Origin of the sequence: Pseudoalteromonas sp. 78C3, from assembly GCF_002836695.1 — a bacterium.
Lineage (GTDB): Bacteria > Pseudomonadota > Gammaproteobacteria > Enterobacterales > Alteromonadaceae > Pseudoalteromonas > Pseudoalteromonas arctica.
In genome coordinates this window covers 52,233-74,340 of record NZ_PJAV01000177.1, presented here as the reverse complement: position 1 = coordinate 74,340, position 22,108 = coordinate 52,233, and the positions used below count along the sequence as shown (strand labels likewise).

14 protein-coding genes are annotated in these 22,108 nt (G+C 39.9%); 5 read left to right on the top strand and 9 right to left on the bottom strand.

The annotated features are described in order from the left end of the window. Positions 1 to 10 precede the first annotated feature (10 nt). Together CXF76_RS20355 and CXF76_RS20350 are read left to right on the top strand one after the other, a co-directional pair. A complete protein-coding gene (locus CXF76_RS20355) occupies positions 11 to 724 on the top strand; it encodes a YebC/PmpR family DNA-binding transcriptional regulator (RefSeq protein ID WP_010555049.1) in 714 nt (237 codons plus the stop codon). A gap of 41 nt (positions 725 to 765) precedes the next feature. Further along, on the top strand, positions 766 to 2,091 hold the full coding sequence (locus CXF76_RS20350) for a leucine-rich repeat-containing protein kinase family protein (protein ID WP_101164485.1): 1,326 nt from the start codon (positions 766 to 768) through the stop codon (positions 2,089 to 2,091). A 77-nt stretch (positions 2,092 to 2,168) separates the two neighbouring features. On the opposite strand, the gene CXF76_RS20345 is transcribed toward CXF76_RS20350, so the two are convergent. The 6 genes from CXF76_RS20345 to glk all read right to left on the bottom strand — a co-directional run bounded on the left by CXF76_RS20345 (position 2,169) and on the right by glk (position 9,403). Next, on the bottom strand, positions 2,169 to 3,293 hold the full coding sequence (locus tag CXF76_RS20345) for a sterol desaturase family protein (RefSeq protein WP_101164484.1): 1,125 nt from the start codon (positions 3,291 to 3,293) through the stop codon (positions 2,169 to 2,171). A gap of 212 nt (positions 3,294 to 3,505) precedes the next feature. Next, positions 3,506 to 4,510, bottom strand: a complete 1,005-nt coding sequence (gene gap, locus CXF76_RS20340; protein WP_007582622.1) for a type I glyceraldehyde-3-phosphate dehydrogenase — start codon at positions 4,508 to 4,510, stop codon at positions 3,506 to 3,508. A gap of 9 nt (positions 4,511 to 4,519) precedes the next feature. Beyond that, positions 4,520 to 5,140: a bifunctional 4-hydroxy-2-oxoglutarate aldolase/2-dehydro-3-deoxy-phosphogluconate aldolase gene (eda, locus tag CXF76_RS20335; RefSeq protein ID WP_002959756.1), complete on the bottom strand. Its 621-nt coding sequence runs from the start codon at positions 5,138 to 5,140 to the stop codon at positions 4,520 to 4,522. Positions 5,141 to 5,173: 33 nt separating this feature from the next. Beyond that, the gene (gene edd / locus CXF76_RS20330; protein ID WP_007582619.1) at positions 5,174 to 7,024 is read right to left on the bottom strand and encodes a phosphogluconate dehydratase; all 1,851 of its coding nucleotides are present in this window, start codon (positions 7,022 to 7,024) and stop codon (positions 5,174 to 5,176) included. A gap of 336 nt (positions 7,025 to 7,360) precedes the next feature. Then, entirely contained in the window at positions 7,361 to 8,374 is a 1,014-nt protein-coding gene (locus CXF76_RS20325; RefSeq protein ID WP_007582617.1) for a LacI family DNA-binding transcriptional regulator, read from the bottom strand. 36 nt (positions 8,375 to 8,410) lie between these two features. Continuing rightward, positions 8,411 to 9,403, bottom strand: a complete 993-nt coding sequence (glk, locus tag CXF76_RS20320) for a glucokinase (RefSeq protein ID WP_101164483.1) — start codon at positions 9,401 to 9,403, stop codon at positions 8,411 to 8,413. A gap of 289 nt (positions 9,404 to 9,692) precedes the next feature. On the opposite strand from glk, the gene CXF76_RS20315 reads away from it, so the two are divergent. The 3 genes from CXF76_RS20315 to CXF76_RS20305 all read left to right on the top strand — a co-directional run bounded on the left by CXF76_RS20315 (position 9,693) and on the right by CXF76_RS20305 (position 16,142). Further along, complete coding sequence (locus CXF76_RS20315; RefSeq protein ID WP_007582612.1) at positions 9,693 to 10,709, top strand: LacI family DNA-binding transcriptional regulator; 1,017 nt, start codon at positions 9,693 to 9,695, stop codon at positions 10,707 to 10,709. 266 nt (positions 10,710 to 10,975) lie between these two features. Further along, positions 10,976 to 14,161 carry a TonB-dependent receptor gene (locus tag CXF76_RS20310; protein ID WP_101164482.1) on the top strand — a complete coding sequence of 1,062 codons (3,186 nt, stop codon included), beginning with the start codon at positions 10,976 to 10,978 and terminating at the stop codon, positions 14,159 to 14,161. Positions 14,162 to 14,234: 73 nt separating this feature from the next. Then, positions 14,235 to 16,142, top strand: a complete 1,908-nt coding sequence (locus CXF76_RS20305) for an alpha/beta hydrolase family protein (RefSeq protein ID WP_024590104.1) — start codon at positions 14,235 to 14,237, stop codon at positions 16,140 to 16,142. A gap of 128 nt (positions 16,143 to 16,270) precedes the next feature. Here the strand turns inward: CXF76_RS20305 and CXF76_RS20300 are convergent, their stop codons facing one another. The 3 genes from CXF76_RS20300 to CXF76_RS20290 are packed head-to-tail and all read right to left on the bottom strand — an operon-like array spanning position 16,271 to position 22,047. Then, positions 16,271 to 18,679, bottom strand: coding sequence for a glucan 1,4-alpha-glucosidase (locus CXF76_RS20300; RefSeq protein WP_101164481.1), 2,409 nt, complete (start codon positions 18,677 to 18,679; stop codon positions 16,271 to 16,273). 10 nt (positions 18,680 to 18,689) lie between these two features. Further along, positions 18,690 to 20,195 (bottom strand): MFS transporter, encoded by a 1,506-nt coding sequence (locus CXF76_RS20295; protein WP_010555040.1) that lies wholly within the window; start codon positions 20,193 to 20,195, stop codon positions 18,690 to 18,692. Further along, complete coding sequence (locus CXF76_RS20290; RefSeq protein WP_024590102.1) at positions 20,188 to 22,047, bottom strand: alpha-amylase family glycosyl hydrolase; 1,860 nt, start codon at positions 22,045 to 22,047, stop codon at positions 20,188 to 20,190. Before CXF76_RS20290 ends, CXF76_RS20295 begins: the two co-directional genes overlap by 8 nt. Between the last annotated feature and the right edge of the window lie 61 nt (positions 22,048 to 22,108).

Genomic DNA, 22,108 nt, shown 5'->3' with positions numbered 1-22,108 from the left:
CGAAACGCAGATGGGAAGAGCTTACCAAAACAAAAAAGATTCAATGGCTAAGACTGCGGGTGCTAAAACTAAAGTTTATTCTAAGTACGGCAAAGAAATTTATATTTGTGCTAAAAACGGCGGTGTAGATCCAGATGGTAACTTATCATTACGTCGTTTAATTGAACGCGCTAAAAAAGACCAAGTACCAGCACACGTTATTGACCGCGCAATAGACAAAGCAAAAGGCGGCGGCGGTGAAGACTACTCAGCAACACGTTACGAAGGTTACGGCCCAGGTAACTGTATGATTATTGTTGACTGTTTAACAGACAACAACAAGCGTACCTTTGCTGATGTACGTGTTTGTTTTACTAAAGCAAATGCTAAAATTGGCGCTCAAAACTCTGTTTCACATTTATTTGATCACCTTGCTATTTTTGTATTTGACGGTGATGACGACGAAGCAGTACTTGAAGCATTAATGATGGCTGATGTTGATGTAACTGACGTAGAAGTTGATGACGGTAAAGTTACTGTTTTTGCTCCTCACACAGAGTACAACAATACGCGTACAGCGCTTGAAGAAATGGGTGTGACTGAATTTGACGAAGACCTAATTAGCTTTGTGCCACAAATTGAAACGCCGATTGAAGGCGAAGACGTTGAAGTTATGGAACGCTTTTTAGCCATGCTAGAAGATTGCGACGACGTACAAAACGTTTACCATAACGCGCAATTCTAAAGAGCGATTTAGTAAGTTAGAACGACTTTAAGCCAACAGCTATGTTGGCTTTTTCATTTTTAGAACATGGTATAAATATGAACTCCCTTAAAGAGCTTAAAAGTGGCAAACTTGCTGGGGCTACTCACCTGCAATTAGTAGAAGAGCTAACAATATTCCCGGAAGAGATTTTTAGCTTAGCTGACACGCTCGAAGTACTCGATTTATCAAATAATAACTTATCAACACTACCTGATGAATTTGCCTGCTTAACACGCCTTAAGCGAGTATTTTTATCATTTAATCAGTTTAAGCATATTCCTGCTGTGCTGGCTAAATGCCCTGCTTTAATTATGGTTGCGTTTAAAGGTAACCAAATTTCTGAATTTGCTTTAAACAGCCTGCCAAAAAATATTGAGTGGCTCATACTCACCGATAATACGTTAAGCGAATTGCCTGAAGACTTTGGTAATTACACCCAGCTTAAAAAGCTCGCGCTTGCGGGCAATCAACTTAAGCAACTGCCAAGTAGCATGGCGCAGTGTAAAAACCTCGAGCTTGTTAGGCTCTCCGCTAATAACTTAACACACGTAGACGACTGGCTGTTTGAACTGCCTAAACTTGCTTGGCTTGCGTTTGCCGGTAACGATTTTAATAAAGCCCAGTGCCTTACAAAGTGCAGCTTAGAAAATAAGCCTCTTGACGATTACACGCTTAGTCATGTTATTGGCCAAGGTGCATCGGGCGTTATTCATTTAGCGCAAGCTGCTAATAGCGCTGTAGCGATTAAATTATTTAAAGGTGCAATTACCAGCGACGGCTACCCGCTTGATGAAGTAAATTGCTGCTTACAAGCAGGCGATCACGCTAATTTAATTAAAGTACTTGCCTACATTGAACAAAGTGATCAGTTGGGTTTAGTGATGGAGCTAATAGATAAAAGCTTTGCTAATTTAGGTCTGCCTCCAAGCCTTGAAACCTGTACGCGTGATACCTTTAACAATGATTGCCATTACTCAACTCAAGCTATTTTAAAAATTGCACAGCAAATGGTAAATACCTTACATCACTTGCATGTTCGTAAAGTAAGCCATGGCGACGTGTATGCGCATAACACCATGATAAACAAAGATGCTGATGTTTTATTTGGTGATTTTGGTGCTGCTACTAATTTAACGATGCTAAGTGAGTATCAACAAAAGCAACTAGAGTGGATAGAAGTAAGAGCTTTGGGCTGTTTAATTGAAGACTTATTAGGCACGGTAACCGGCGATGATAGGCAAAGTGAGCTATTTGCTGAAATGTCCGATATGGCAAAGTGTGCTATGCAACCTTCATTAAATCAAAGACCTACATTTACTGAGTTATTAGAAGAGCTGAACATATAATTGAGTAGAGTCATAAAAAAGAGCAACGTTTAACACGTTGCTCTTTTTTTAGTTTATGTTTATTGAATTAATCGAGCTCATTTAGTGCGCTTAAACGGGTAAACCTGTTGTTTAAGCATACCTACCGGCATGTAATCTCCGACTACACCATACGCTTCTGGCCACTCTTTTTGGCCTTTAACAGCAGTACCAAACGCGTAGTCTAAAAACGAAAAATGCGCAGCGTAATTGCGGTCAATCGCGGCTTTATCTGACGCGTGATGCCAATGGTGAAACTGCGGTGTAACCATAAAATATTTTAGCCAACCAAATTTCACACGTACATTTGCATGGTTAAACACAGCCTGTAAACCCACAATTATTACGTATAAACTAATTATTTGCTGTGAAAATCCAAGTACAAATATGGGTGTGAGCACTAAGCTGCGAGTTACGAGTATTTCAAGAATATGTTGGCGAGAGCCCGCTAACCAATCCATTTCTTTAGCACTGTGGTGTACGCCATGAAAGCGCCATAATAATGGGACTTCGTGATAAGCACGATGCACCCAATATTGCATTAAATCAGCCACGAGTATTATTAAAAACAACTGCACTACAAATGGTGTTTGCTCTATATAACCTTGTACCGTAGATGATACAGCCCAGCCAAAACCATAATGCACAAAGTGGTTAGTAACGAGTAATACAAAACCAATAATTAAATGGTTTACGAAAAAGTGGTTTAAATCGCCTCGCCATTCGCTACGTAATATTTTTTGCTCTTTTCGATGGGGTAGCAGCTTTTCAATAACAATAAATATGAGTGTTGAGCCGAGTAAATCTAAAATAAACCAATCTAGCCCTATGTAAGGTGTGTCGCTAGCAAACTCATTTACCTCAACGTTTGGTCCGCCAAACATAATTGCCAGAACAATAAAAAACCACGCTGTAGCTCCTAAACGCTTATTGGTATTACGTACAAAGTTAAGTAGCCCTAAACTGCCCGAGACCAATAATGATGCAAACATAAGCTGACGTAAAAAGTCGACACTGTAGCTTTTGCGTAGTTCTGGTGTGGTTAAGTATTCAGGAAAGTGAAACGCTAATACGCCTAAGCAACTCAGTATTGCTAAAAAGCAGGCTATGTAGCCACTTATGTTGCCCTCACCTATCTGAAGATGATTTGTGCGAAATACCTTTCGTGATAAAGCTCTGATCATTTTTATTATTCCTTGCTTCGTTGAGTTGATTAAATACAACGAAATTCCATTGATTTACACACCCACATATTAACAAAATTTAGGGTATAAAAAATACAAATAGTTCCCTCCATAGTCTGAGTTGCAAATATACAGATAAACCAAACGCAAAAAAGCCACGCAATGCGTGGCTTGGTTGGATAAAGCTAAAACTTTACATCATTAGGGCTGTATTATAAAAACGCACCTAATGCTTTAACTTGGTCTAACATGCGGTTTGAGAAACCCCATTCGTTGTCGTACCAAGCCATTACTTTAACTAGATTGCCATCGGCTTTAGTTTGCGTTGCATCAAAGATAGATGACGCTGGGTTATGGTTAAAGTCGATAGAAACAAGCGGAAGCTCATTATATTGTAAAATATCTTTCATTGAACCCGTTGACGCTTCTTTCATGATTGCATTGATTTCTTCTGCAGTCGTATCGCGCTTAGTAATAAACGTAAAATCAACTAAAGATACGTTGATTGTTGGTACACGTACCGACATACCGTCTAATTTACCAGCAAGTTCTGGTAATACTAAACCAACAGCTGCCGCAGCACCTGTTTTAGTTGGGATCATAGATTGAGTTGCACTACGAGCACGGTATAGATCTGGGTGGTATACGTCAGATAGGTTTTGATCATTCGTATAAGAATGAATCGTTGTCATACTCCCCTTTTCAATACCTACTGTGTCGTTAATTGCTTTTGCAAGTGGTGCTAAACAGTTAGTAGTACACGATGCATTTGAGATGATTTGGCTATCAGCGTTAATTACATCGCTGTTTACACCATGAACCACTGTTGCATCCATATCTTTACCTGGAGCAGAAACGATTACTTTTTTAGCACCCGCTGTAATATGCTTAGCAGCGTCATCACGTTTAGTGAAAAAACCAGTACATTCTAAAACGATATCGACGTTTAGTGCTTTCCACGGTAAATTTGCAGGGTCGCGTTCTTGCGTTAACGTAATTACGTCATCGTCAATTAACATAGTGTTATTTTCAAGTGTTACTTTTTTAGAAAATTGACCATGAACTGAGTCATACTGCGTTAAATGTGCATTAACGTTAGCTGGTGCTAAATCGTTAATTGCTACAATTTTAATTTCGCTGTTTTGAGCTGACTCATAAAGTGCACGTAAAACATTTCTACCGATACGGCCGTAACCGTTAATTGCTACATTAATCATTTTAGACTCCTATTTAAGTTCACTTGCTTGGCGAGCAAGCGCTTCAATTGCTTGCCAGTCTTTATTTTCAATTAGTTGTTTATCTAGCATCCACGTACCACCAACACAAATAACGTTGTTAAGCGCTAAATAGTTCGGTGCAGTTGCTAGGCTAATGCCGCCAGTTGGGCAAAAAGTAATATGTGGTAATGGGCCACCAATTGATTTAAGCATTGCTGTTCCGCCTGCTGCTTCTGCAGGGAAGAATTTTAAATACTTAAAACCATGCGACGCAAGTTGCATAACTTCACTTGCAGTTGCAGCGCCTGGTAAAAATGGTATATCTGATGTTTTAGCCAAAGCAATAAGCTCATCGCTCACACCTGGACTCACCATAAAATCTGCACCTGCGGCAACCGAAAGATCAAAACTTGCTTTATCTACTACCGTACCAGTACCTACATAGGCTTCAGGTACTTCTGCTTTCATCAGCTTTACAGCTTCTGCAGCAATAGGTGTACGTAGTGTTATTTCTAAGGCTTTTAAGCCACCGTTATATAACGCTCTTGCAAGTGGTGCTGCATCTTCTAATTTTTCGATTACAACCACTGGCACCACGGGTGCCGATGCTAAGATTTTTTCAATACTCATTACTTGTTCCTCATTACCCAGTATGGCTAATATTTATTCAAGTCCAAAAGCACTCGCGCCTAAATCGGCACTGCTTACGATATTTCTAAATCCAGTAAATAATTCGCGACCTGTACCAAATGTTGCACTTGGCAGGCTAAGTTCTGCTTCACGTTTAGCAAGTTCTTCGTCGCTAACGTGTACTTTTAATATTCCGTTTGGCGCATCAAGTGTCACTAAATCACCTTCTCGGATTTTAGCAATAATGCCGCCTTCTACTGCCTCTGGTGCTAAGTGAATAGCAGCTGGTACTTTACCTGATGCACCCGACATACGACCGTCAGTAACAATGGCTACTTTAAAGCCTTCATCTTGAAGCGTTGCCATTACTGGCGTTAATTTATGTAGCTCTGGCATACCTTTCGCTTTAGGGCCTTGCTCTTTTAGCACGGCAATAAAGTCTTGGTTTAATTCGCCACGCGTGTATGCATCTTGCAGAGCACTTTGTGAGCTAAACACTTTCGCAGGAGCAGTAACAACCTGATGTTCAATAGCAACAGCTGACACTTTAATAACAGCTTTACCTAAGTTACCCGTTAGAAGTTGCAAACCACCTTGCTTACTAAAAGGGTTACTCACTGGACGAAGTACTTCTTCGTCATGAGAATTTGCTGGGCAATCTACCCATTTAACTTTAGTTGGGCCGGTTGAGTTGCTCATGATTAGGCTATCGTCTTTATCCAAACGAGGTTCTGTCATGTAAGGTGCTAAACCATCGCCTAGCATTGTTTTAACATCTGTGTGTAAGTAACCAGCGCTTGCTAGCTCTCGCATTAAGAAACCCATACCGCCAGCTGCTTGGAAGTGGTTTACATCTGCAGAGCCGTTAGGGTAAATACGTGTAAGTAGTGGTACAACTTCTGATAAATCAGACATATCTTTCCACGTAACCTGAATGCCCGCCGCTTTTGCTATCGCAACAATATGAATTGCATGGTTAGTAGAACCACCTGTAGAAAGCAGGCCTACTAAACCGTTTATAATCGTTTTTTCGCTGATCACATCGGCTAAACACGGGCTTTCTTTATCATCTGTAAGCTGCTTAAGCATAGTTTCTACAGCATTACCTGTAAGACCATCGCGAAGCTCAGTGTAAGGATTAATAAACGAACTACCTGGAAGGTGTAAGCCCATTATTTCCATTAACATTTGGTTTGAGTTTGCAGTACCGTAAAACGTACAAGTACCTGCGCTGTGGTAAGACGCGCTTTCAGCCTCTAATAAGTCTTCGCGACTTACTAGACCTTGTGCAAATTTTTGACGAATACGTGCTTTTTCTTTATTAGGAATACCTGATTGCATTGGACCTGCTGGTAAAAAGAACACAGGTAAATGACCAAACGACAATGCACCAATTAATAAACCCGGGACGATTTTGTCGCAAACGCCTAAACAAAAAACGCCATCAAACACATCGTGCGAAAGGGAAATTGCCGTAGACATAGCAATTACATCACGAGAAAAAAGCGAAAGTTCCATGCCGTCACGCCCTTGCGTAACACCATCACACATTGCAGGAACGCCACCAGCAACTTGTGCTGTAGCATCGTATTTGGTAGCAATGTCTTTAATTAAATCTGGGTAGTCTTTGTATGGCACATGAGCCGATAGCATATCGTTATATGAGTTGATAATAGCAAGATTTGGCTGCTCATCAGCCTTTAAGCGCGCTTTGTCATCACTGCTACATGCAGCCATAACATGGGCTATATTTCCGCAACCTAAACCGGCACGAACTCTTGTTTGTTTTTTTGCGTGCGAAATACGTTCTAAATAATCTTGACGGGTATTTTTACTGCGTTCGATAACGCGCTGGGTAACTTCTTGAATACGAGGATGTAACATAATTTAACTCATCTCTATTAGTTAGAGGATAAAGGCTCAGTAGCAACTACAGACTCCACGTAAATAACTGTACTGAGCATCTTTGATTTACCCGTTCAAAGGTACGCTACCAGGGAGCCTCTCACAACAGCCCTGACACCGGTGTCACTGTATTAACGCATAGCAATGACACCGGTGTCAACCCCGGGTAACAAAAATAGTTTAATATTTTAACATGACCGAATAATGACCTAATTGATTTTTAGGCACAAAGTATATTTTAGCAAGTTCAGAGCAAAAAAAAGCCCGAATAAGCGTCACTCATATTCGGGCTACTGTGAAAGTGTTTTTAACTCACTATTTTATCGCAGAGGTAGACTCGCGTGTAATTAAGCGCGACTCAAGCGTTACCTGATACGGCTGTTCTTGCGGTTGAGCTATGTGTGAAATAAGTTGAGTTACGGCTTGTTTAGTCATCTCTTCAACGGGCTGTGCAATAGTCGTTAAACCAGGCCAAATATGACGTGCAATGGGTGCATTATCAAAGCCGGCTATTGAAATGTCATCAGGCACTTTTAATTGGCGCTGGGTAGCTAATTTTAATACCGCTGCCGCCATATAATCGTTTGATGCAAATACAGCTGTTGGCCTAGGAGACAAATCTAAAATACTGCGTGCACTATCTACACCTGAGTGATAACTAAAGTTACCCTCCTCTACTAAGCGCTCATCAAACTCTATTCCATGGCTTGCAAGTGAACGCCTGTAGCCTTTAAAGCGTTGTTGCGTGGCACTGTGATCTGGGTGTCCTTTAATAAACGCTATAGATTTATGCCCAAGACTAATTAGATGTTCAGTAATTTCAAATGCGCCTTGCTCATCATTACTACGAACTGAAATAGAATCATCTTGAAGTAAAGCTGAAGCAACTCTTGCGTAAGGAATTTTTTTAGATTTTAAAAAAGTAACAAGCTCAGCAAAATCACCAAAAGGAGGTGTTAGCACAATGCCATCTAATCGAGAAGTCTGTAGTAATTGCTCAATATTATTTATAAGGGCTTCACCACGAAACTCACAAGGATGTATCAATAAATTATAGTTATTTTCTTTACATGCTTCTAAAGCACCTGTTTGCACGCGAGTAATGTAGCTTTTACTTGGGTTATCGTAAAGACACCCAATAATAAAGCTACGATTTTGTGCAAGGCCTCGTGCAATTGGATTTGGGGTGTAATCGAGTTCTTTAAATACCGCAAGCACCTTTTCTCGGGTTGCAGCACTAACATTAGGCTCGTTATTTAAAACGCGTGATACGGTTTTTTTAGAAACACCAGCATGACTTGCCACACTGTTTATTGTTACTTTTTTCATCACTCTATTTTTCCAAATGCGAACAAGGAAAGCTCCTTATTTGCTGTTGTGCAAACACGCTGCGGCACCAATTAGTGGAATATTATCTTGTGTTACAAGTATTACAGGAATTTGCCCTGCATATTGCGACATAATACCCTTTTGAGAAAATCGTTCAACAAAACGACTCTCTAGAAGTCTTGCTTGCATACGAGGCAGTATTCCACCGCCAATAAATAGTCCGCCTAAAGCGCCGTAAACAACGGCTAAATCGCCAGCTACACTGCCGATCCAATCACAAAATTGATTAAGCGTTGCATCGCACACAGCACATTCACCGCTATTTGCTAGACTACTTATTTGCGCAGCATCTAAATTTTTAGCTGTTACACCCTTAACCGCAGACATCGCTTTGTATAAATGCGTTATGCCAGGGCCTGAAAATACAGTTTCGATAGAAACATGAGGATGATCTTTACGTAATTCATTTAATAGTAAAGTATCGAGTTCATTAACAGGTGCAAGCGATATATGCCCCCCTTCTGAACTTAAAACAGCGGTAGATTGCGACGTTCTAACTAAGCACGCGGCACCAAAACCAGTACCTGGACCTATAACACCAATGTTAGCATTGTCATCAGCTTGACCTGATTTAACAATGACATTTTGTTTAGGATCTAAGTAAGGAGCCGCATATGCAAAGGCAGCAAAATCGTTAATGACCTCTAGTTGCTGTAAATCAAAATGAGTTTTAAATTCACTAACACTAAAATGCCAACCTAAATTGGTTAAATGTACCTGCCCAGCTTTTATTGGACCTGCAACGGCTAAACATGCGCGTTTAGGTGTAATATGCGAGACTGTTTGTAAATATTGCTCAAGCGCACTTTCAAGTGAACCAAAATTAGCACTAGGAAAAATATTAATGTGCTCTATTACAAATTGGTTAGTATGTTTATTAAAAGCAGTTATTAAAGCAAAGCGGGCATTGGTGCCGCCAACATCAGCAACTAGGATGGGATCAAATTGGGCAGAAGAGTTTAGGCTCATAGTATTATCTCTTTTGTTAAGCGACTCGTGCTTATTATTTTACAATGGTATACCATTGTTATTTATACTTTGAGCTATCACCTCAAAGTAGCTATCACAGTAAAAAATGCTGCCTAAAATATATAAACAGCGAATACGTTTTGACAACAAAATGATAAAACATTTACATTATGACACCGGTGTCAGCCGTTTATCAATAAAAATATACGTTAATTCACAAAAAGCTTGAAATTATTCATTAATAAACGAAAATGACACAATTATTTATCAAATTAATTAAGTTGTAACAATGAAAGGTAAAGCCACCTCATTTGATATTGCCCACTATGCTGGGGTATCTCAATCAACTGTATCTCGCGCTTTACGTAACAGCCATCTTGTTAATGAAGAAACACGTAAGCGTGTTTTCGATATAGCTAAAAAGCTTAATTATAAAGTTGATAAAAATGCCAGCAACTTGCGTACACAACAAAGCAGCACACTTGCATTACTTCTTTTCGAAGACCCTACTTCTGATGAATCACAAATTAATCCTTTCTTTTTAGCCATGCTTGGCAGCATTACCCGTGCTTGCGCTAAAGAAGGTTACGATTTATTAGTATCATTTCAATCGGCCAGTGCTGATTGGCAAGCAGACTATGAAGATAGCCACAGAGCCGATGGTATTATTTTACTCGGTTATGGCGATTACATTGATTACCAACCAAAATTTAATACCTTACTTGAACAAAACACTAAGTTTGTTTGTTGGGGTGCAACGGTCGATAATCGCCCAGATTTAACTGTTTGTTGTGATAACTACGGTGGCGGTAAGCTCGCCGCTGAGCACTTTATTGCACATAGTAGAACTGATTGCGCTTTTATTGGTGATGCATCTGATCATAGCCCTGAATTTTTTAGTCGTTTTCAGGGCTTTAAAGATGAGCTACTGGCTAACAACGTAAAAATAAACGAACGTAAAATGGCTAATGCTATATCTACTGAAGAATCTGGGTATCACGCCACTCGCTCGCTTATCGCTAATAATATTAAATTTAACGCCTTATTTGCTGCAAGCGACTTAATTGCTATTGGCGCTATACGTGCACTTAAAGAAGCAAATATTAACGTGCCAAAAGATGTTGCGGTAGTCGGCTTTGATAACATAGCCATAGCAAGTTATGTAAATCCACCGCTGACGACGATAGAGCAAAACACCACTGTTGCTGGGCAAATGCTCGTAGAGAACTTATTAAAACTGATACGTGGTGAAGAAGTGCAAAGTACCCTATTAGCTCCTATTCTCATTCCTAGAAGGTCAAGCTGAGCCTATTTTTTAAGCAAACACCGGCTACATCTGTTCACATCCATTTACAAACAATAAAATTGTATAATAAACAATAGATTAAAATAAAAATCATCTGAAAAACTATACTTTTCCGTCAAAAAGACATCAATTCCTCCCCCCTTAGCAATAGCTAGTCGTTAACTGTATTTACTATTTTGTTTCTGTAATGTAAATTTATTGTGCCGCTATAACCTTACTCTGTAACTTTATAGCTTAAATAACAATAATATCTCAGGGATTTACATATGTTTAAAACTAAAGCTCTATCAAATGCAATAAGATACTCTTTATTGCTAGGCTCTGTAGCCTTAGCGCCTAACGCGCTAGCTCAAGAAAATGACTTGAATTCAGACGTAGAATTAGAAGAAGAAGCACCTGAACGAATAGTTGTAACAGGCTCACGTATAAGAAAAGCTGAATTTTCAAATGCATCACCAATTCAAATTATCAATGGCGACTTATCTCGTGAAATGGGTTTATTTGATGCAGGCTCAATGCTTCAATCGACCAGCCAAGCGGCTGGTGCTCAAATAGATAATACATTTGGTGGTTTTGTACTAGATAACGGTCCGGGCGCTGCAACAATCGGATTTCGTGGTTTAGGTGCTGAACGAACTCTTGTACTTATTAATGGCCGAAGAATGGCTCCTGCTGGCGTTGGTGGTGCACCAACATCACCTGATTTGAATTTAATACCTGGCGTAATGATTGAGCGTGTAGAGAATTTATTTGATGGCGCATCAACCGTTTATGGTTCTGATGCGGTAGCGGGTGTAGCTAACGTAATATTGAAAAAAGATGTTGAAGGTTTTATTTTTGATGCATCTTATCGTCAACCTAAAGGTGAAGGCGGTGAAGAAACTGTACTTTCGGGTATGTGGGGCAAAACCATGGATAATGGTTTTATCACTGTAGGCGTTGAATATTCAGAACAAAAATCTCAATCTTTATCTGGTAACCCTTTTGTTAAAGGGTGTGAAGAGCGTATTTGGGAAGCTGAAGATGGCAGTATCGTAACGAGAAACAGTGGCTATGGTCCTGTGGCGAGTGGTGAAGATTCATGTGATATTTTCCCTCTAACAAATCGTATTAGCGTACCTTCTTTCTTTGGTAGTGTTTATTACACTCCTAACTTCACAAATACTGGTATTCCAAACTTCAGCGAATCAACTGTACCATCAAGTCTTGAAGGATTTTTACCTTCATGGGTAGCTGGCGATTTCGATGGCGATGGTATTAATGATGGTGTATTTGTTGATGGTAACGGAGATGGTTTCCGTGACGTTGATTTCCAAGACCCTCTATACGCTTTCCAACAATCTGATTACTACAAAAGTGGTGATTACAGAAGTAAAAATGAACGTATTTCATTAATGCTTAATGGTGAATATAACTTCCAAGACGATAACGACACAACTTTCTACTATGAAGGTTTATATGCGAGTCGTAAATCACCAATTTTTAGCCCTGGTGCACAAATATTTCAACAAGTAGCGGCATCAAATCCGTATAACCCTTGTGGTACAAACGGTATTGACTGTTTTGGCGTGTTAGGTGTGGGCCCTGGTGGACCAGAAGCCGTTCAGCCAATCATCAATATTCGTGGTGACCGTGATCAAACTGAAGTTGAAGTTTCACAATATCGTTTAGTTACTGGTGTTACTGGTAACCTCGGTATGTTTGAAAACATTGGTTTAGACAATTGGTACTACGACGCTTCTGTATCGTACAGCGCATCTAAAGGTACTGACCACCGTGTTGGTATTGATGAAGAGCGCTTAATTAACTCTTTAGAAACTGCTGTTCTTAATGATGATGGTACTGTTACCTGTGGTACCGGTTCTGATGGATGTGTTCCTGTTAATTTATTTGCAGACAGTATTTACCAAGAAGGTGGCGGTACGCTTTCACCTGAAGAAGCGGCCTATTTATTTATTGACCGCGACATCGAAACTAAAGTAAACCAGTTTGTTTTTAATGCATTCATGGGTGGTGACTTCTTCGCACTACCATGGAATAACGAAACTGTTGCAGGTATCGTTGGTATTGAATATCGTCGTGATGAGATTGAATCAAATCCTAATGCAGCAGCATCACAAGGCTTACTATGGGGCTACTTTGCTGACCAAGGCGCTGATGGCTCTCGTAATCTAAAAGAAATATTTACAGAAGTTGACTTCCCTTTACTTAAAGGAGTAAAAGGTGCTGAAGAACTTACATTTACAGCTTCTGGCCGTGTTTCTGAAGAATCTTTCTACGATGCTGAATCAACTTATAGCCTTAAAACTATCTACCGTCCTGTTGATTGGTTTACTCTTCGTGCTACAAAAGGTACTTCTTATAGAGCGCCAAACTTACGTGAACGTTTCTTAAACGGTACGTCTGGTTTTAATACAGTTGCCGATCCATGTGTTGTTCCGGAAGATGCTCGTAATATCGACCCTTTGAACCCAGGTTCAGCAGCTACATATAATGCAGCTGAAGAAACACGCGATACAGCGGTATTAAACGCTTGTCAAGCATCAGGTATTGATCCAACTACTCTTGGCTTAGGTCAAGGTGGGACTGATTCATATACTGCTACTTACAGCGCTGAGATTGAAACTGGCGGTACAACTGAGCTTAGTGCTGAAACATCAGTAGCTAAAACATACGGTTTTATCTTTGAACAACCGTTCACTGATGCATTTGATTTAACAATGTCATTAACTCGTTTTGATATTGAAGTAACAAATAGTATTGCAGAGCCAAGTGCTTTCTACAGTATTGGTCAGTGTTATTCTGCAGATGGTAATGATGCTTTTTGTAGCCGTATAGGGCGTGACGAAAATGGTCAAATTGATTTAGTTGATGCTAGCTTTATCAATATTGGTTTAATCTCATCTAAAGGTTTTGATTATAATATCTACTTTGAAACAGATACGGTAATTGCAGAAGAAAACTTAGGTATTACACTAGACCTTCAAGCTACGCGTATGACAGAGCAAGTTTTTGATGTACTTGGTACTATTGATGACAATATGGGTGAGCCAGATTCACCAGAATGGCGCGGTACAGCACGCTTACAACTTAAATATTCTGATTTTAGATTTAACTGGGAAACACGTTTCATCGGTAAAGGTCGTGAAGATGAAGATGATTTAGGTGAATTCGAAGAAGGTACTGCAGGTTGTCGTGGTTTAACTGACGCAAATGGTGCTCCACTTAAATGTCGCCCTGTTGGTTTCACTGATGACTACTTTGTACATAACATCGGTATGACTTGGTCTAACGATGCTTATAAAGTGAACTTTGGTGTACGTAACGTATTTAATGAAGCTCCACCAAAAGTAGATCCAAATGGTTCTTTCTCAAATACTAACATCCCTCTAGGTGTTGGTTATGATACTTCAGGACGTAGCCCATACATCAGTTTTACAGCTTCTTTTTAATTAGAATTGGCTGAGTATATATTCAATCCAGATGGCCTAAAATTTTAGGCCATTTTTTTTGAGGGAATAAAAAATGAAACTTAAAAAAAGAATGTTAGTAGGATTTACCTTACTAAGCCTATCTTCTTTCGCTAATAGCGAAACTGAAGATGCGACACAAGTGAGCAGTATCGATGCTTTCTCAATGTCATCGGCTATCCGTAGTGTTGTAGCATCACCTGATGGTAAGAAGCTTGCTATTTTAAGAGCGACTACCAAAAATGGTGACTATATAATTGAGATAAGAGATCCAAATAACCTAGAAGCAGACCCCGTAAGGTTGGGCGCTGATAAAATGCTGATATCTTCCATCGTGTGGTTAAACGATGAAAAACTTGGCGTTATGTTTAGACAAATACTAGAAGACGGAAGTCGCAAATACTGGGTTAATAAGTTTGCAATAACTGATGCAGATGGTGAAGGCGACTGGTTATTACCATTTAAGAAAAAGCGAAATGTTCAATTTAATATAATAAATATACTTCCAGACAAAAAAGATGAAGTACTCGTAGAAGTTGATATTAACAATAACTACATTCCAGATGTAGTGAGATTTAATATTAACACTGGACGAAGCGTTACTGTAATGCGCGGAAATGAAAAAGTATCAGGCTCGTTTGTTTCTGACTACGATGGTGAAATAAGAATAGCCCAAGGTTGGAATAAGTCTGATAACGCAATCGATTATTATGCCCGAGATAAAGGCAATGATGATTGGAAAGTAATTAAGCAAGTTAGTCCTAAAAAGCGTGAAAACTTTGAGATATTAGGATTTGCAAAAGGTAATCCTAACGAAGTTTATGTTAACGCCAACTTAGGCGAAAATACGACTGGCATTTATATTTACAACATTAAAACAGGTCAGTATTCTGAACGTCAATTTGGTCTTAAATCTGTAGATACAGACGGTGTTATACTTGATACCGACGGTACTTTACAAGGCTTTCGCTATACAACCAAGCAGCCTAAGTTTTATTTCACAGACCCAAACCTTCAAGCACTTAACGAATCTGTTGCTTCTTTATTTAAAGATAAATTTGTACAAATCATTAGTAGTTCTGATAACGATAACGTATTAGTAGTGAGAGTATCTGCTGACGATAATCCTGGCAGCTATTACATTGTTACTAATAAACAGAAGCTGACTAAAATTGGTGATCGACTTCCGTTTATTGATAAAAGTAAATTAGGATCCGTTAAATATATCTCTTATAAAGCAAGAGATGGACGCAAAATAAAAGCGTATGTAACCATCCCTGCTACTAAAGGTCCTTACCCTGCGATAGTACTCCCTCACGGTGGTCCTTGGGTGCGTGACTCTGTTGTATTTGATGACTGGGCACAGTTACTCGCCTATCATGGTTACGTCGTTATTCAACCAAACTATCGTGGTTCTACTGGTTACGGTCTGGAGCATTGGGTGGCAGGTGATAATAACTGGGGCTTAAAAAAACAAGATGATTTAGACGACGCGGCACAATATTTAATAGATAAAGGCTTAGCAACAAAAGATAAGCTTGCTTTATTTGGTTGGAGTTATGGCGGTTATGCTGCATTTGCTGCATCTATGCGTGAAAACAACATATATAAATGTGTTGTTGCCGGTGCGGGTGTAAGTGATTTAAGTCGTATCAATGCAACTCTTAACGAAAATCGCTTTTTAAGTATCTTACAACGCCCTACTATTTCTGGTGTCTCTCCTGTAGAGCAAGTAAATAAAGTAAATATTCCTATACTGGTTGTACATGGCGATATCGACAGTCGTGTTCCAGTAAAACACAGTAGAGACTTCGTATCTGAGCTTGAAAAGTACAAAAAAGACTTTAAATATATTGAGCTTGAAGATGCCGATCACTTTTCTGATACGCTTTTCTACGATCATAAAAAAGAATTTTATACCGAGTTGTTATCATGGTTTGATAATAAGTGTGGCCTCAAATAATGTAACTAAAAAGTGACATTCATTTTATTTGAAGAGCATTTTTTTGTTTTAATATTAAGTGAGTACATAACAAAAAGGCTTCTAAATTTATTTAGAAGCCTTTTTTAATAGCTACAGCATATTTTATATTAGTCTTTAAGCGATTCGGCAACCACAGGGTAATCATCCCAAACTTGTTTATCACTGAGTGAGCGTACAAGCTTAATGTATTCTGCGTGTGTCCAAGCTAGAGGTGTTGCTGAGTTTGTGCCCTCACCTAACGCATAACCTGCTTTATTTACACCCACGCCATCCCATACTTGCTCAGGTAGCATCATGCCGCTATTAGCAAACTGCTCTAAACCTTTTACGTAACTATTTTTAATGTCCGCTTGTTTTGCATCATCTAGCGTATTATTTGCGTTTGCAGCCGCTATTTCATAGTGTCCGCGTTCGCCTGTAAAAAATGGCCATACACGACCACGTTGGCCTGGCGTGTTGCTCCCGCTTTCGGCATAATTAGTACCTGTGGTTTCATCTTCGCCGTAACCGTCGTTGCCATAACGGCGATAGCCTGCAAATGTGCCGCTACCATCGGTAAAGTTAAAGCTGTATTTAACTTGTAAGTTATCTTCAAGCGTTTCGTCGTCATACTCAGGTAGGGTTTTAACTATACTTGAATCGTTGGCACTTCTTACTCCATAGCGGACTAATTCTAAAAAACCACCATCTAAAATCTGCTTTTTGTTAAAACCTTCACGGCCATTGTTGGCGTTAATTTTAGTATTAGAGTTAGCGTCGGTGTCTTGACCTATACGAATAAAATACTCGCCATCGGTGCTATCACCTTTTAAATTACCTTCGGTGGTAAACATTTGCGATTCTATATCACTGTTGTACTTTTTAGCCGTTGCTAAATAACGATCTGCATTTTGAGTATCACCACTCAGTATTGCTATGTCACTGGCTGTTATAAGGCCAGCAACAACGGCAGCCGTTGTAGAGGGAGAATAACCACTTTGCTCTTCCCAGCGCTCTTGCTGTGTAGCAGGTGGAGTGATTTGCATGTCATTCCATAAAATTTTAGCTCTTCCGCCATCAACTAAAAAGTCAGCTGCCGGTTTTAGCATGCGTGCGTACCAATCTTTAAGTTCGTTATCACTTAGTACGTTTGCTTGATGTAACTTCCACGCGAGCATAATTGGCATAGCCGTTTGATCTAGCTGTACCCCTACCCATTCAAGTTCACCGTCAACATGTGTTTTTTGTAAAAACCATCCTGTATCACCATTGTTACCCGGGGTTTTGCTAGTAACTTGTACTTTTTCAAGGTATTCGAAGGCCGTTTTTGCAGTCGCTGTATCGCCTAAGGCCATAAATGCCATAGCTACTTGATAAAAATCACGAACCCATACCGCTTTGTAACCAGTCGAACCCTCTTTGGCTGAAACAGTTTCACCCCAAGGATTAGAAAGTGAGGCAATGAGCGCACCCGCATTAGTTTTGTCTTCTTGCGCTTTTAGTACCATTGCACTGGTGTAAAGTAGCTTACCGTCATCGGCTGTTTGCTTAACCATTGTATTTAATGGCTCAAGGCTTTGTAAATAATCTTCCCAGCCTAGCGCTTCACCTTTACCGTTGTAGGCATCAAGCACATTTTGATAACCTTTAGATAAGCTCTGTGCACCTTGTTGCTGGCTTTGCTGCTGCGTTTTACCAAAGCTTAGTGCTAAATCAAATGTGGTATTACTATCGATATTACCAAGCTCTGCCAGCAGAGTGACGTTACCGGCCTTATCGCCAGTGTTTGAATATTGTTTGCTTAGTGTGTGTTGTTTTTTAAGTGAGGTGATGCCATCGCTCACACCTGTAAAGCCTGCACTTTGCATTTTGAATGGCGTAGATGATTGCAACGTTAAAAAATTATCATCTTCCCATGCTACTAAGCCTTGCTCAGTGGTTTTTGCAAAATCACCTAAGCCGTTATTGTTTATATAAGGGTTAACAGCAACATACGCTTTCACGCCTTTAAGTGATGTATTAAAGATACTGCGTACAAACAATGTTTGTCCGTCAGGGTCGGTGAATATGTGTTTTTCGAAGGTAAAACGCCCTTTCTTATCTGTACTAGTTACTTTGTAAGCAAGCGATAGTGGTCTGCCTTTATCGTCTTTATGTAAGTAATCAATTGAAACGTCTAAGTCGTCAGCTTCAGTGACTGTAAAATCTTTACCGGTTACTACAAACTGCATATCTTTAATTTGAGCTTGGTGAATGAGTCCAAACATAGTTTCGGTGATCATACCTTTAGCAATTGAAAACCATACTTTTGATACTTCACCTGTCGCAGCGTTGTTATTATATTGGCCGTTTTGGTATTGCTCAAAAGAAGTACCAATTCCGGTTTTACCCGCGTAAGCCCAAAATGGTTCAACACCTGGTGCGCCAGGAGCTGCTGAAACTGTAGCGTCAATATTTTCGTTATTCGTATTTTGTGCACCACAGGCTGTTAAGCCCAAAGTTAAAAGAGCGGTAGTAATAAGGTTATATTTTTTCATTGTGTGACCCTTAGTTTGAATTTTTAACGCGCATTACAGCAATCGCAGCAACAACGAATGATGCAGCACCAATTAATAATGCGTAAATAGGCTGGTTAGAAAATACGTGGCGTAAAATAAGCCCTAAAATACTAGCAGCAAGCAATTGCGGTATAACAATAAAGAAGTTAAAAATACCCATATACACACCCATTTTATTACTCGGTAGTGCATTACTTAACATTGCATAAGGAAGCGATAAAATAGAAGCCCATGCAAAGCCAACGCCTATCATTGGGATAAGAAGCATTTTTGGATCTGTTATAAACATAAAGCTCGCAAGGCCCAATGCGCCTAGTAATAAGTTAAAGCAATGTGCGCCTTTTAAGCCCATCTTTTTAACTAAGAATGGAATACACATAGCGGCAATAGCCGCAAAGCCATTGTAAGCTGCAAATAAAATACCGACCCAATCAGCCCCATCGTTAAAGGCTTTACTTGTTGCATCACTGCTGCCGTAATGAAAGCTTGTTACTGCGGCTGTGGTGTATATCCACATAGCAAACAACGTAAACCAGCTAAAAAACTGCACCCAAGCAAGCTGCTTCATTGCCTCTGGCATGGTAAATACATCTTGTACTACTTGGTAAAAACCGCCTTGTATTTTGTTAGCAGCCTTTAATGCGCTTGCTATCCACTGCACAATACCAAACGCTAGTAAGCCACCAGCAAGTAGGTATAACTCTTTTTCAAGCGATAAACCCATTACTAATGCAAGGGTTGCTAAACCTAGCACCACAAAAATAATGGCACCTTTATTGAAGTTGATATCTACTAATGCGGTGTTAGTCGGTTTGGCAGTGTGGTTTTCAAAAGCAGCTAATTGCTCAGGGCTATATTCTTTGGTTCGCATAACTGTCCAAAGAACTGCGACTAGCAATACGACCCCACCCCAATAAAATGAATATTTAACAGATTCAGGGATTTGCCCTGGCGCAGCGGTGTTACTAACATCAAACCAATTGGTCATCATCCATGGTAGCGCTGAGGCTAATACTGCACCAATACCAATAAAAAAGCTTTGCAAGCCATAGCCCGTAGCGCGTTGTTTTTCTGGCAGGTTATCGCCTACAAGTGCTCTAAAAGGTTCCATAGTGACATTGATTGAGGCATCCATAATCCATAACATACCTGCAGCAATCCAAAGGGTTGGTGAATGCGGCATGATAAAGAGTGAGATAGTAGTAAGTACCGCCCCTATGAAAAAGAATGGACGACGACGACCAAAACGCCCCCATGTCTTATCACTCCAATAACCAATTATTGGTTGCACTATTAAGCCCGTTAGCGGTGCTGCAACCCATAAAATAGGAATATCATCAACTTGTGCGCCTAGAGTTTGAAAAATACGGCTCACATTGCCGTTTTGTAGTGCAAAACCAAATTGAATACCTAAAAAGCCAAAGCACATATTCCATATTTGCCAAAAACTTAGATTTGGTTTGTTGCTGTCATAATTATTATTTTGATTATTCATGATTAGCCTTATTAGTTAAAACTGCGCTACTAAATGCATCTAGCGAAAGCATAAGCTTTGTAACTTCTTTGTCAGTGATGATCTTTACCGTGTTTTGTTCAAGTAAGTCGTGTAGCGGTCTATTTCGCTCAAAGGTATTTGCTTGCTCTGGTGTTAAATTAATTAATACCGTTTGTGGCTCCTCACTAAAATTACTAAAAACATAAACAGATTGCTGTCCCAGCGTGCGTACAAAACCAACAACGCGTTCGCTATTGCTAAGTGAAAGCTCTGACATGGTTCCACCTACAACAGCGGGCAAACTATTAAGAGCCATTATTGCTTTATAATAATCACGAAGTGATGCTTGCTCGCTCGATAAGTTAGCCCCGTCGAATTTGCCGTTGTTCATCCATGCTTGATGCGCTGGTACACCAATGTAGTCAAAAATACTGGTGCGGGTAGATGTACCAAAACCTGCGTTTTCAGATCCGTCCTCCCCCACATCTTGGGCAAAATATAATAAAGTAGGTGCCCGACTCATTAAGCTAGAAACTACCATTGCTGGTTTCCCCCAGCGTGCATCACCTGCAAAATCAGGGCTAGCAATGCGTTGTTCGTCGTGATTTTCTAAAAAGTGCAGCATGTGCGCTTCAATATCAGCCACTTGGCTTTGGGCTGCAAAAATAGTATTAGCAGCTTGCTTACCCTGCATAATGGCTTTTAATGTGTCGTAAAAGCCGACTTTGTCATACAAGTAATCCATTTTTCCTTGCTGAATATACGCTCTGTACATTTGTGGGTTGTAAACTTCAGCCAATAAAAACGCATCGGGCTTTTGCATTTTTATTGATGAATTTAAAAAGCTCCAAAATTCAACCGGCACCATTTCGGCCATATCGTACCTAAAACCATCAACGCCTTTATCAAGCCAGTAAAGAGTGATATCTCTAAATTTATACCAGCTATTAGGCAGTTCCTTATTTTGCCAAAACGCATAATGGGCGCGATAATCTTGGTTTTCTAGCTCTTTAGGTAATACAGGAAAGTCATAGCTGCCATCAGGCTTAACGCCATAATTCACTCTTACGGTTTCGTACCAATCGTTAATATCTGGCTTGGGTGCACGCGCACCATTCCCCGTCCATTTTGCTGGCGTTTCATCAAAAAAACCGTCAGCTAAAGGGTGAGTATTACCCCCTAAAACTGTATAGCTTTGTGATGTTGGAACCTGAAAAGACTGACCCGGGACATAATAAAAGTTATTATTTTTATCGTACTCTTTGCTGGTGTCGTCTTGTTCACCAAAGTCTTTTATTCCTTTGGGTTTTGCTACTGATTTATAATTACGAGCCACATGGTTAGGTACAATATCTATAACCACTTTCATGCCATGCTCATGAGTACGCTCAATCAGATCACTAAACTCACCCATTCTATTGGTCACATTTATGGCTAAATCTGGGTTTACGTCGTAGTAATCTTTTATTGCATAAGGTGAACCTGCACGGCCTTTAACTACATCAGGGTCGTCTTGCGTAATCCCATACTCGGTATAATCGCCCACTAGCGCATGATGTAAAACACCGGTATACCAAACATGGGTCGTACCCAATTCTTTAATACCTTTAAGTGCAGCATCGTTAAAGTCGGCAAATTTACCTACGCCATTTTGCTCTTTTGTACCCCAGGGCACATTCGCGGTCTGTGTGTTACCAAATAAGCGTGTAAATACTTGGTATACAACAGGCTTTGTTAACTCATTTTGTGCCTGTTTAGGGGCTTGCTGTTGTTCGGTTTCATTATTGTCTGAGCACGCACTTGTTATAAGTGCGCTACACAGTAATGCGGGTACATAAACTGATTTTTTCATTGTGTGTCTTTTTGTCAGTAGTGTTATAGCTTTATACTAAAGATATCTGCAGCAAGCATAC

Bases quoted from the DNA above. Each gene is read 5' to 3' on its own strand.
- eda (WP_002959756.1), bottom strand. From the start codon at position 5,140: ATGAGTATTGAAAAAATCTTAGCATCGGCACCCGTGGTGCCAGTGGTT.
- CXF76_RS20355 (WP_010555049.1), top strand. From the start codon at position 11: ATGGGAAGAGCTTACCAAAACAAAAAAGATTCAATGGCTAAGACTGCG.
- CXF76_RS20325 (WP_007582617.1), bottom strand. From the start codon at position 8,374: ATGAAAAAAGTAACAATAAACAGTGTGGCAAGTCATGCTGGTGTTTCT.
- CXF76_RS20305 (WP_024590104.1), top strand. From the start codon at position 14,235: ATGAAACTTAAAAAAAGAATGTTAGTAGGATTTACCTTACTAAGCCTA.
- CXF76_RS20315 (WP_007582612.1), top strand. From the start codon at position 9,693: ATGAAAGGTAAAGCCACCTCATTTGATATTGCCCACTATGCTGGGGTA.
- CXF76_RS20295 (WP_010555040.1), bottom strand. From the start codon at position 20,195: ATGAATAATCAAAATAATAATTATGACAGCAACAAACCAAATCTAAGT.
- edd (WP_007582619.1), bottom strand. From the start codon at position 7,024: ATGTTACATCCTCGTATTCAAGAAGTTACCCAGCGCGTTATCGAACGC.
- glk (WP_101164483.1), bottom strand. From the start codon at position 9,403: ATGAGCCTAAACTCTTCTGCCCAATTTGATCCCATCCTAGTTGCTGAT.
- CXF76_RS20350 (WP_101164485.1), top strand. From the start codon at position 766: ATGTTGGCTTTTTCATTTTTAGAACATGGTATAAATATGAACTCCCTT.
- CXF76_RS20300 (WP_101164481.1), bottom strand. From the start codon at position 18,679: ATGAAAAAATATAACCTTATTACTACCGCTCTTTTAACTTTGGGCTTA.
- CXF76_RS20310 (WP_101164482.1), top strand. From the start codon at position 10,976: ATGTTTAAAACTAAAGCTCTATCAAATGCAATAAGATACTCTTTATTG.
- CXF76_RS20345 (WP_101164484.1), bottom strand. From the start codon at position 3,293: ATGATCAGAGCTTTATCACGAAAGGTATTTCGCACAAATCATCTTCAG.
- CXF76_RS20290 (WP_024590102.1), bottom strand. From the start codon at position 22,047: ATGAAAAAATCAGTTTATGTACCCGCATTACTGTGTAGCGCACTTATA.
- gap (WP_007582622.1), bottom strand. From the start codon at position 4,510: ATGATTAATGTAGCAATTAACGGTTACGGCCGTATCGGTAGAAATGTT.